This window comes from Mesorhizobium sp. WSM4815 (assembly GCF_055811575.1).
The window spans coordinates 299,499-311,062 of record NZ_JBVVQS010000098.1 but is presented as its reverse complement, the minus strand read 5'-3'; the positions used below and the strand labels follow the sequence as shown (position 1 = coordinate 311,062).

At 62.2% G+C, this 11,564-nt stretch carries 11 protein-coding genes and 1 pseudogene; 3 read left to right on the top strand and 9 right to left on the bottom strand.

The features are described 5' to 3' along the window. Positions 1–62: 62 nt before the first annotated feature. Positions 63–386, bottom strand: a complete 324-nt coding sequence (locus AC0L2B_RS22660) for an endonuclease domain-containing protein (protein WP_473746952.1) — start codon at positions 384–386, stop codon at positions 63–65. Next, on the bottom strand, positions 278–1,681 hold the full coding sequence (locus AC0L2B_RS22655; protein WP_473746957.1) for a hypothetical protein: 1,404 nt from the start codon (positions 1,679–1,681) through the stop codon (positions 278–280). Before AC0L2B_RS22655 ends, AC0L2B_RS22660 begins: the two co-directional genes overlap by 109 nt. Positions 1,682–1,737: 56 nt before the next feature. On the opposite strand from AC0L2B_RS22655, the gene AC0L2B_RS22650 reads away from it, so the two are divergent. Both AC0L2B_RS22650 and AC0L2B_RS22645 read left to right on the top strand, forming a co-directional pair. Next, complete coding sequence (locus AC0L2B_RS22650) at positions 1,738–2,460, top strand: endonuclease/exonuclease/phosphatase family protein (RefSeq protein WP_473746868.1); 723 nt, start codon at positions 1,738–1,740, stop codon at positions 2,458–2,460. A 204-nt stretch (positions 2,461–2,664) separates the two neighbouring features. Beyond that, positions 2,665–2,867, top strand: a pseudogene (locus tag AC0L2B_RS22645) (type II toxin-antitoxin system HicB family antitoxin). 106 nt (positions 2,868–2,973) lie between these two features. On the opposite strand, the gene AC0L2B_RS22640 reads toward AC0L2B_RS22645, so the two are convergent. From AC0L2B_RS22640 to AC0L2B_RS22610, 7 genes are all read right to left on the bottom strand, one after another. Next, positions 2,974–5,172: an esterase-like activity of phytase family protein gene (locus tag AC0L2B_RS22640; protein ID WP_473746867.1), complete on the bottom strand. Its 2,199-nt coding sequence runs from the start codon at positions 5,170–5,172 to the stop codon at positions 2,974–2,976. Between the two features lie 150 nt (positions 5,173–5,322). Then, the gene (locus tag AC0L2B_RS22635) at positions 5,323–6,339 is read right to left on the bottom strand and encodes a glycoside hydrolase family 25 protein (RefSeq protein WP_473746866.1); all 1,017 of its coding nucleotides are present in this window, start codon (positions 6,337–6,339) and stop codon (positions 5,323–5,325) included. Between the two features lie 218 nt (positions 6,340–6,557). Next, positions 6,558–6,806: a hypothetical protein gene (locus tag AC0L2B_RS22630; protein WP_091591341.1), complete on the bottom strand. Its 249-nt coding sequence runs from the start codon at positions 6,804–6,806 to the stop codon at positions 6,558–6,560. A 184-nt stretch (positions 6,807–6,990) separates the two neighbouring features. After that, the gene (locus AC0L2B_RS22625; protein WP_473507533.1) at positions 6,991–7,389 is read right to left on the bottom strand and encodes a GFA family protein; all 399 of its coding nucleotides are present in this window, start codon (positions 7,387–7,389) and stop codon (positions 6,991–6,993) included. A 184-nt stretch (positions 7,390–7,573) separates the two neighbouring features. Then, on the bottom strand, positions 7,574–8,530 hold the full coding sequence (locus AC0L2B_RS22620; protein WP_473746864.1) for an alpha/beta fold hydrolase: 957 nt from the start codon (positions 8,528–8,530) through the stop codon (positions 7,574–7,576). A 26-nt stretch (positions 8,531–8,556) separates the two neighbouring features. Beyond that, entirely contained in the window at positions 8,557–9,042 is a 486-nt protein-coding gene (locus AC0L2B_RS22615; protein WP_128168485.1) for an SRPBCC family protein, read from the bottom strand. A gap of 482 nt (positions 9,043–9,524) precedes the next feature. Then, entirely contained in the window at positions 9,525–9,773 is a 249-nt protein-coding gene (locus AC0L2B_RS22610) for a ParB N-terminal domain-containing protein (protein ID WP_023798216.1), read from the bottom strand. A 156-nt stretch (positions 9,774–9,929) separates the two neighbouring features. On the opposite strand from AC0L2B_RS22610, the gene AC0L2B_RS22605 reads away from it, so the two are divergent. Next, positions 9,930–11,564, top strand: coding sequence for a N,N-dimethylformamidase beta subunit family domain-containing protein (locus AC0L2B_RS22605; protein WP_473746863.1), 1,635 nt, complete (start codon positions 9,930–9,932; stop codon positions 11,562–11,564).

The window sequence follows — 11,564 nt, the reverse complement described above, 5'->3', positions numbered from 1 at the left end:
CCGTCTTGGCGCTGCGCGCCAATCCACCTTCTCCCACAAGGGGAGAAGGCAAGACCGCGCCATTACCGCCACGGCTGCAAACTCTCATCGCGGGCATAAGCGATGATGGTGTCGCAGACGGCGTTCAAATCCCGCAGCACGTCGTCGTTCCAGAAGCGCAGCACACGAAAGCCCCTAGCCTTCAATTCGGCGTCTCGCTCCCGATCATAGTTTGAATCCGCATGCTGGCTGCCGTCGATCTCGACGATCAGCCTGGCCTCGGCGCAAACGAAATCGGCTATGAATTTGCCGACAGGAACCTGACGCCGGAATTTGATGCGGTCGAGCCTGCGTCCGCGCAGCTCGTGCCACAGACGGTCTTCCGCCTCCGTTGACTCGCGGCGCATCGAGCGGGCGAAACGACGTTTGGTCGGGGCGACGGGCTGATGCGGCATCGGGCGAGATTACCCGGCGTTGGCGCTCCGTCCAGCATCATCGTCACGCAAATCGCTGACGTTCGAGATTGGCTCCCCCTTCTCGCCTTACAAGGGGAGAAGGCAAGACCGGCCACGGTGAGGCTGACCTGCCCCTTGTTCGATCCACTCGGATCTTGCTCGAACGTCAGTGGAAGACCGCTTTCCTGCCTGAGAGCGTCGGCCTGGCCTTCGAGCCATTCATAAAACGCAAAGCCCTCATCATCTGACAGTGCGAGAAACAGTCCCAGCTTGTCCCGGCTTCGGTAAGCCGTCATCCATTTCACGGGTTCCGGCAACGGAACTCGAACCCAGTTGTTGCCGCCGTGCCGCGGAACTGGCTGGTCGGGGTGGTCGAACTTCACGGTGTCAATGAACGATTGCCAGAATATCCGGTTAGATGTCCGCTGCTTGGCCTGCTCGGGATCGACCACCTGTTCGCTCGCCTCAGCTACGTGGTCGCCAGTTCGGCCCGTCTCGGTCATCAGCACGCGCTGCTGAATGACATCCGTCCTGACGGGAACGGACGGAACGATCAGCGTGCGGTCTTGGTCGTCTTTCCAGAGCTGGATTTCCAGCAAGGAGAATCGCGCCGCAGCCAGGCCGGAGGCGTTCAAATGATCGGAAATCGCGTGAAGGTCGGAGCGGATGCCGTCGCCTGCTACGATCAGATGGAAATCGCCGAGGTCAAGCGAGCGAGAGACCGCATCGACGAAAACGCTCTCATCCAAGTCCGGCCACTTCTGCCTCGCAAGTTCAAATATGGGATTGGCAGAAGAGCGCCGTGCCGTGCTCTGGCGCACTTTTGCAGTGAGATCACCGTAAGACAATCCGCGGGCGAGCGCGGCATATTCAAGTATCTGGGCAATTACCTCGCGGCGTGCTTGGGGATTGCGCCAAAGCTTGCACTCGACCAAGACCAGACGTCCGGATCGGCTGATCCCGAGAATGTCCAGAAAAACGACACCGCCTTCGCGGGCCAGCGGCAACTCCCGAACAATGGGAACGAAAGCCCCCGCGTCCGCTTCCATTCGGTCGAGAATGACCAGATCAGGACGGGCAAACAGCAGCGTCTGCAGCCACTTCTCATCCTGTGCGCCTTCGCCAGCGCGAAGGCGCGTACGTCTGAAGGACGACGAGCGTTGCCCGTCGCTTTCGACCACATTGCAACCAATTTGAACCCCCGCAACCGATATCGAAGCGACATCATGCGTATCCGTTATTGTCAATGAGCGTCCGCTGGTTCAGAGGTCGGAAGAGTGTGAATTGGGCAAGGGCGCGTCTAATGGCGAACGAGAGCGTGCGGCTGGTAGCGTGGAATTGTGCTGGAGGGTTTCATCGAAAATCAAAAGTCATGGACGCTCATGCCCCTGATATCGTCGTTCTCTCCGAAGCATCGAAAGACTGCGTATCCCTCATCGGCGGAGAAGCTTCCGGTGCCTGGATCGGCTCACACCCTGGATACGGCTTGGCCGTACTGGGGATGAACGGATGGAAAATCGAGACCATAGAAATTGCGGTCGAGGAGTCGCTCTTTCTCCCCGTCAGGGCCGTTCGAGGTTCGGAGCAGCTATATCTGGTGGGGCTTTGTGCCAAGAAGGACGGCGACTACGTTGCACCGACGCTTCGGGCGCTGACCAGGCTGTCTGCCTTCATCTCCGAAAAAGGCGCGATCCTAGCGGGCGATTTCAATCAATCAGTCAAATTCGATGCAAAGAGAGGTCCTGCCGGACATTTCGGTCGGGTGCTGGATGTCCTTGAAAGCCTCGGCGTTATCAGCGCGTGGCATCATACTCGCGACGAGAAATTCGGTTCGGAGACATCGTCCAGCTACTTCCATCGCTGGCAACAAGGACATGGCTCCCACATCGATTACGCGTTTGTGCCGCGAGGATTCGCGATTTCGTCAGCAAAGCTGGGTACTTACGATGACTTTGTCGCAGCCGGATTGAGCGATCACGTGCCCCTCACGGTAGACCTGAAGCTGTCAAACGGTCTGCCATGCTAGAGCTTGAATCCCGCAAAGCGCGCCACGCCTTCAATCGATCCTGCCGCCGGGGCCTAATGCGTCGACAATTGCGGTTGCTCGAACCAAGTCGGAGCACGGCCGCGATCTCAAATGCCGGCTCCGGTGGCCGGCAAACCGCCTGAAGAGGCGCACCGGGAACACTGAACAGCATCCTCAAGCAGTCCGGTTTAAAGGAGTGATGACATGCGTTACGCGGTGGTGATCGAAAAAAGCCGGCAGTAATTTTTCCGCTTACGTGCCGGATCTACCCGGCTGCATCGCGACCGGTGCGACCGTGCCTGAGGTGGAACGCAATACGCTTTCATATCGAAGGCTTGTGGAGGCATAAAAGCCGCGCGCTCCCTTCTCCCCTTGTGGGAGAAGGTGGCCGCGAAGCGGTCGGATGAGGGGTGTTCCAGCTTGGCACCAACAGCACTCCGGCCAACACCCCTCTTCCGTCTCGGCGCTACGCGCCGATCCACCTTCTCCCGCAAGGGGAGAAGGCAAGAAAGCTCAGTTCACGGCGCTGATGTTGCCCAGGCGTAAAAACAGCGTTTCGCCGGAAGAATCGTCGACGCCGTCATTGTCGGTGGCAACGAAGATGTCGCCGTTCTTGTCGATGGTGAAACCTTCGACCTTGTCGGCGACATAGCCGTTGCTGGCTGATTTCAGGTCGCCGACGATGTCGCGCACCAGCGTCTTTTCGACCAACGGCAGGTCGCCACCGAGCTTGGCCGGTTTGAAGGCGTCGAGCGCCACCGAATAGATGCGCTTCACCTTGGCCAGGTCGCCGATCTGGTTGTCGCGTTCGAGGATGTAGAGCTTGCCGTCATGCGTGGTGATCTCCGACAGCCCCATCCAGCCAGCTTCGGTCGCTTCGAGAGGGTAGCGCACCGCCGACCATTCCTTGGCCTTGGGCTTGTAGGCCAAGAGCTTGACCTGGCCCTTGGGGTCGTCGGCCCATTCGCGCTGCACGGCCATCACCAGCGTCAGGTCGTCGCCTTCGCCGACCGCGGTGATGCCTTCGAGACCGAAGCGGCTCTGGTGGGCGAGCAGTTCCATCGGGAAGCCGATTTCCTGCTTGATCTCGCCCTTGTCGTCGACGCGCAGGATGGCGTGCGGGACGAGCTTTGCCGGATCGCCTTCATTGGCCAGCCAGAAGCCGCCTTCACCGTCGGCGACAAGACCCTCGATGTCGATCTTCTGTGCAGGATGGCCATCACGCGTGACGATGGTCTTGCCGGTGATCAGCGCCGGCGTCTGGGTGGCATCGATCTCGAAGATCGAGGGCGCGTTGGCGTAGAAAGAGTCCGAGGCAGCGAACAGCTTGCCGGCAGTGTCGCCGGCCGCGAGCGCCGAAAGCGCGCCCCAGCCGAGCGGCGTGCCGTCTGCCGTGGGCTTTGCCGTGATCATCGGGTAAGTGGCGGGACCCTCGGAGCGCTCGTAGATCATCACGTGCGAGCGGGCGAGCCCGTCCTCGACCAGGTCGGCCTCGTTGGCGGTGACCAGGAGATTGCGCGACGGGATCGCGACCAGGCCCTCCGGACCGATGCCGGACGGCAGGATCTGGACAAACCCTGGCTCCGCACCGGTGTCCTTGTAGACGCCGACAACGGAGCCACGCTCCGAAGCGACGAACAGCAGCCTGTCCTCGCCGAACGTGCCGGTCTCGAGACCTTCCGGCTCGACGCCCTTCTTGTTGCGGTCGTCGGGATAATGGCCGGCATTGGCGACCTGGTACTCGAAGGACGAACCGGATTCGTAGAGCACCTCGCCCTTCTTGCTGAAGATCGTGAAACCGCGCGAGCCGCCCTTGTAGTCGCCTTCGTTGGCGACGGCGAGGCGGTCATTGTCGAGCCATTTCACGGCGTCGGGCTCGCGCGCGACATTTTCGATCTTGCCATCGAAGGACAAGGCGCCGTTCTTCCTGGTGTCGATCTTGTCCAGCGTGGCGGAGCCTGCGGAGAAGTGGGTGACGATCGCAGCGGTTTCGGCGTTGACGATGGCGATGTGGTTGTTTTCCTGCAGCGTGACCGCGATCTCGCCGGCCTCGTTGAAGGCAACGAATTCCGGCTCGGGATCTTCCCCAGCGACTTCGGCAATGCCCGCCAGATTGACGGTCTTCATCGTCGCGCAATCAGGCTGGCCTTCGGCAAGCGTGAAAATCCTAAGGTCGCCCGCCGGCATCTGCGGAATTTCTCCGTCGTTCAGATCCTCGTCGCGCTCGTTCTCGATGGCGATGGCCAAAAACTTGCCGTCCTTGCTGAACGCCAGCGAGTCCGGTTGGCCGCCGAGGTCGCAAGTGCTTTCGATCGCCTTGGAGGCAAGATCGATAACGCTGAGGTTGCCCGAAGGCCTGGCTTTGCTTTCCGACGTGTTGACACCGGCCAGAACCTTGCCGCCGATGACCACAACCGAGGTCGGCTCGCCTGCTATCTTGACGATGCCGCCGGCCTTGGCCGCCTTGGGATCGGCGATGTCGATGAAGCCGACCGCACCGAGCGGGCTATCGGAATAAACCAGCGTCATGCCATCTTCGCTCGCCGTGATGATCTCGGACGAAGTCGGCGTGGTCCTCTCGACATCCGCAGGCAGGTTACCGGCGACTGCGAAGCTCGCGACCCGGTTGAACATCATGTCGGCATGGGCCGGCAGCGAAACCGAGGCAGCAAGCGCTGCCGTCAGGACGAAAAGCGCGGAATGGCGGGGCACGGGTGGCGTCTCCTGTTCGAATGGAAGCCACCTGATTGCGGGAACGACATTTCAATGCGATGACGGATCGATGACACTTCCGCGACAGGCGGCCAGGTCCGTCAATATTCACCTCATGCTGGCCTGCGAATGGGCGCTTTCCTCGGCCGCCTACTCCGCCTCGGCCACCATCTGCCGCCCGCCAGCCCAGTTCCGCCAGGCTCTCTCGTCGCCGTGGAAGACGTTGAGGTCGATGCGGCCCCTCACCCCATGCGACAGGCCGGAGCCGGAATACTGCCAGAACACCCATTTGCGGCCGGGATAGACCTTTGACGGGTGCTGTGCCACCGCGCGCAGCCAGAATGGATAGTCCAGAAATGCGCCTCTGAGATTGTCGCGGTAGAAATCAGGCGCGGTGTAGATGATGGCCCGCTGGCCGTAGTGGCGCTCGAGCTTGTCCATGAACACCTGCATCTTCTCCAGCACCTTTTGCCGCGACGGCCGCCGCTTGCAGCTGGATTCGCCGTTCCACTCGACATCGATCACCGGCGGCAAGGCGCCCTCGACCCTCGGCACGTTGCGGATGAACCAGTCAGCCTGCTCACCAGCGGTGCGGCACCAGTAGAAGAAGTGATAGGCGCCGCGTTTGAGGCCGGCGGCGTCGGCATTGCGCCAGTTCTTCCTGAACATCGGGTCGAGATGATCGCCGCCGTCGGTCGCCTTGATGTAGGCGAAGTTCGCGCCCTGCGCGCGCAGCTTGCCCCAGTTCACGTTGCCTTGCCAGCGCGAGACGTCGACGCCGTGAACGGCGAGGTGTCTGGGCGATACCCTGCCGAAATTGATCGGCTTGGCGTCACGGAACCGATAGCGCTGGACCGGCACGGCGAGCATCGGTGCTGCCCGTGCCAGCCGCTTCGGCGCCACCAAGGCAATCGGCTCGACGGGTGGCTCGATGCTTTCGGCAGGCTCCGGAGTGGCCATCGCCACAGTCTGCTCCGTCGCCTCCTCCGGCGCGAAGTCGGGTTCGACATCGGCAGCGCCGACCGACGCCACCGGCGCGGGCGGCCGCACAACCGAACTGGTCGTCTCGCTGGACGGCACTTGCAGCGCGTCGACGCCGGACGTGGACGTGCAGCCGGCAAGGCAAAGTGACGCGATCGAGAAGATGACGACGCCTGATAACCGCATCTGGACCTGTACGCAGAACACAACAGACCGAGGGCAAGACAACGCCGCCGGACAAACCAGTCCGGATTACTAACAAGAAATTACCAACAAAGTTTGAATCAAATTGTTAGGGCAGAGGGGCTGGGCAAGGCGCTCGCTCTATCACCGTAGCGGTGAGAGCCTGGAAACGCTGCAGGACCGAGAGGGCGCGAAGGATCGCGACGCCAGCAGGTCGCTGCCTAGCCGCACAACCATAGATTGTGACAGCTCTCGGCTACCATATGAGCGGGCGGGACGGAGCGGTCGGTGCCAAGGCGATCAGAGTTGGGGCGATCGGTGACGGGATTGACCGGCGCATCATCATCCCGGCGAACCTTTTCTTCGAGCAGCGAGCGAAGCTCGGCCGGCTGCACGCGGTCACGCTCCATCACCAGCTTGACCATCGGATCGCTCAAAAGCTCATCCAGGGTGTTAATTCTGTCGTTCATCCGTCGCCTCCTTCGACTGCCGACCCGCAGGCAATAGATAGGCGGCAATGATGGCTCGCCAATGACGCTTTGCCGACTATCTCGTGTCCCGGACGAAAAAATTTGGGCACGCCTTGTGCTTGATTTCGCCTGCGCTTCGGTTCGCCTGTGCTTCAGTTCGCATGTACTTCAATTCGCCTGTGCTTCAATTCGGCGGTGGGGCGCCTTCATATTGCGGCAGTCCGTCGTCGAGCTGTACCCAGGGCTGCTTCGAGGCGGTCCAGATATGCATTTGTGGCTTGAACACTGAAGGATCGTCGAGCGAGCCGGAGGTGACGCCGATGATGCCGGCGGAATCGCGCCGGGAAAACAGCGTCGTGCCGCAGCGCGAGCAAAAGCCACGCTTGAGATCGGGCGAGGAATTCACCGTCGCCACCGGCCCGTCGATGGTCACGTCGTCGATGCGGAACAGCACGCGGGCGTTGAAGGCCGCGCCCAGCGCCTTCTGGCAAAGCCGGCAATGGCAGACGCGCTCGTTGATCGGCGCGGCCTCAGTGCGGTAGCGCACCGCCCCGCACAGGCAGCCACCCTGATATTTCGCCATTGCCTGAGCCCTCTTTCTGAAGATTGGCAGAAGCTAGCTGCCGGGATAGGAGCGTCAATTGAAAAGCTTTGATGGCGCCATCTTTCGGCGTGATGCGGCAGGCGGGACTTGCGATCAGGCGCGATGCGCAACGAGCGGCGCCGGCCATCTCGCGGGAGACGGCCGGCAGGCACTTGTCAGGCGATCAGTTCGTTTCGCTGATGACCTCGTCCCAGGTCTTGACCTTGGTCTCGCCATTGAGGAAGGGCAGCGTGACTGCCGTCAGTTCCGGCGCGAAAAACACGTCGTAGTGGGTGCGGTTCGGCAGGATGGCCAGGCGGTTCTGCGACAGGTTCTCGCGCATCCAGCCGGCGTCCTTCAACCCGCCGCCGAGCATCTGGTAGAACTTGATCTCATGCTCGGGCCGGTACATGTCGCTGTCGCCGAACACCAGCATGACCGGCATCTTCAGCTTCGCCACGTCGGCGGAGTAGTCGTAGTCCTTGCGCATGTGGGCACCGAGCTGGTCGAGCAGTTTTGGAAAATCCTGCGGGCGCGGCGCGACCGCCACGTAGGATTTGTACATCGGCGTGTCCTTCATCATGTCGGCCATCGCGGCGCCGACCTGCGCCTGCTGAGTACGCATGTCGGCATAGAAGCCGTCCGAGGCATAGCCGGTCGAGACCAGCACCAGCCGGCGCACTGTCTCGGGATGCTGGACGGCCATGCGGAAGGCAACGCCGCCGCCCAGCGAATAACCCATGACGTCGACTTTGTCGTAGCCGAGCGCCTTGACGATCGCCGCCATGTCGTCGCCCATCGCCTCAAGGCTCAACGGCCGATCGCCGAGCGCGGTGCGGCCGTGACCATGCAGGTCGACGCCGATGACGGTGCGGCTTTCGGCAAGCTTCGGCAGGATCGGCGCGAACATGTCTGTGGTGCCGAGACCACCATGCAGCAGAAGCAGCGGCTCGCCCCGGCCATAGACGGCGTAATAATAATTCAGGCCGTTGATCGGCAGCAGGCCGGATTTCGCCGGCTTGGGCATGGCTTTCGTTTCGCTGGTCATGGACGGCTTTACGTCCTCGGCATTGCTGGCGCCCGGCGCGGCGAAGAGCGCCGCGGCCGAGGCGAAAATGGCGAAAAACATCGATCTGGACATGTCGGTCTCCTTGCGTCCCGCCGATATCAAAGCCGCCTGGCGACTTCTTCGAGCTGGTCGGCGCACTGGCCCCAGCCCTCGTGAAAGCCCATCTTCTCGTGCTCTTCGCGGTCAGTGACCGACCAATGCGCAACCCGGGCGATGTAGCGGGTCTTGCCCTCGCCCTCATCCTCGAAGGTCAGCACGACCGTCATGAACGGCTTTTCGGAAGGCTCCCAGGCCTTTGTATAGGCGTCGGTGAGAACGATCTTTTTGCCCGGCACGACTTCGAGAAAGACCCCGGGGTTCGGGAATTCGTTGCCGTCGGGTCCGGCCATGACGACCAGGCTGGAGCCGCCGGTGCGCACGTCCATTTCGGCGCGCGGCGTCGTCCACGGCTTTGGCGCGAACCATTGCGTCACGAGCTTCGGCTCGGTCCAGCAGCGATAGACGTTCTCGCGCGGCGCATCGATGATGCGGGCGAGAACCAGTTCACGGTCGGAGCTGGGGGCGATGTCGAGCTTGGTCGTCATGATGGTCTCCTCACTGTTGATTGGCTTCGTGCCAAGGACGAGCCACGAGAGCGCGGCCCGACACCGCCAACGAAAAAATGTCGACAACATCCGTACTTTACGTCGATCTGCCAGTGGCGCTGCAGGGATCTGACGGGTCGGAAGTATTCCTTCGTTCACTTCGGTGGGCCATCATAAACATTCTGGATTGGCCAAGCCTCCAACTTCGTCATCCCTGGGCGAAGCAGGAGCGAAGCTCCGTCGCGGAGACCCTGGGATCCATTCCGTGACCACGGCCGAAGAATGCAGCGGTGCGCAAATGAGCACCGTAGCAGCGCTCCGAAGTCGCGGCATGGATCCTGGGGTCTGGGCCGCGTCGCTTCGCTCCTTGCTCCGCCCCAGGATGACGAAAAGACGGACGCTTCAGCTAATCGCCGAGGCGCGCGTCACATCAGCACGCGACCAAAGCCTTCCACGGCGAGGACCATATCGCTCCGTGACCGTCAGTGGCGCTTGGCTTGCACCAGATAGGCTTCGATCTCGGTCTCGCCGAGCCACTTTGCCGCTTCCAGCCGGTGCAGGCCTTCAACCAGGATATGGCGCTTGCCGTCGTGGCGCACCTGGATCGGCGTCTTCATGCCGTTTTCCAGAATGTCCTCGGCCAGATGCCGAACGGTCTCGGGATGCAGCGTCTTCCTGCGCGCGGTCGGCACGTAGATGTCGTCCACCCTGACCTTTTGCACTCTCAGCATGTCGGCTCCCGCGGCGGAAAAGGCCGCCTTTTGAGAGATAGTCGGTTTGACAGGCAAGGCCAAGGCCGGCTGTCAGCTATCGCTGGCCCGATCGTTTCCGATTGACGCTTGCCGAGCAGATGGCCGAAATGGCGATCTTCGATCATGCCGGTAGCCATGACTGACTTGCCGACCGAATTCCCCGATTTCGGACTGACGCTCCACCAGCGCCGGCAAGCGGTGCGCGGCCTCTACTGGGAGTGGCCGGGCATGGACGGCGAACATGGCGAGATCTGGTGCTACAGCGACCGTTTCTCATACCGTCGGGGCGAGACGGTGACGCTGCATGTCAGCTCGACGGCCTCCAGCTTCAGCATGGCGATCGTCCGCGACGGCGGCATCGAGACGAAAATGTCCGAGAAGGCCGGGATCGCGGCACGCTGGCAGGATACACCCGACCAATGTTCGGTCCTAGGCTGCGGCTGGGACGCGTCGTTTGAATTTCGCGTCGGCGACGACTGGCCGTCCGGGGCCTATCGCGTCACGCTGACGGCGGATGGCCGCGATGGCAAGCCGGTCCGCTGCCACCATCTTTTCATCGTTACCCCGCAGCCCGGCAAGAAACGGGGTCGTGTGCTGCAGGTCGCCGCCACCAGCACCTGGCTTGCCTACAGCACTTGGGGCGGCTCCAATCATTACGAAGGCATCACCGGCCCGAACCGCGACCAGTATGCCCCAATGGTGTCGACGCAGCGGCCATGGTGCCGCGGCTTTGTTGTCCTGCCGAAGGAGGCGCCGCGCGTGCCGCTCGAGGTCGCCGTGGCGCCCAAAACCGTGCCGCGCTATCCGCATATGGAATGGGCCTTCGCCACCGGCCATTCGAAGAAATACGCCTCGTCGGGCTGGGCAAGCTATGACAGCCACTTCTTTCGTTTTGCAGAGCGTGCCGCCTATGCGGTCGACCTTGCCAGCCAGCACGAATTGCATTTCTCGCCCGAAATCCTCGACGGCTATGACTGCGTCGTCTTCGTCGGCCATGACGAATACTGGACCTGGGAGATGCGCGACGCTGTCGACGCCTATGTCGAGCGCGGCGGCCATGCGGCGCGCTTCGCCGGCAATTTCATGTGGCAGACCAGACTGGAGGACGAGGGCCGCCGTCAGGTCTGCTACAAATACCGCGCCCGCGCCGAGGATCCGGTCTATCGCGGCGACGTGACCCGCGCCACCAACTCCTGGGAAGCACCGGAAATCGGCCGGCCGGGGACGACCTTCGGGCTCAATGCGACCAGGGGCATCTACGCCGGCTGGGGCGGTTGCGCACCGCGCGGCGTGCGCGGCTTTCCGGTCTACCGGCCTGAGCATTGGGCGTTCGCCGGCACAGGCATCTATTACGGCGACCTGCTCGGCGCCGACAGCCATGTCTATGGCTATGAGGTCGACGGGCTCGACCACGAGATCCACGGCGGCCTGCCCTACCCGACGCCCGACAGCGGCGCGCCGGATGGGCTGGAAATCCTTGCGGTCGGCATGGCTGCGCAAGTCGAGGAGAGCGCCGATATCCCGTTCGAACACCAGTTTCTCGGCGACGAGGATGGACGCTTCACCGCCGAAACGCTGTTCGGCGAGGCGAGCGACGCCAATCTCGACAAGGTCAAGCGCGGCAACGGCATGATCGTCAATTTCCGGCGCGGCAAGGGCGAGGTGTTCCACGCCGGAAGCTGCGAATGGGTCGCCGGCCTGCTAAGGCAGGACGCGATGGTCGAGCGCGTCACCAGGAATGTACTCGACCGCTATCTCGGAAAATCCTGA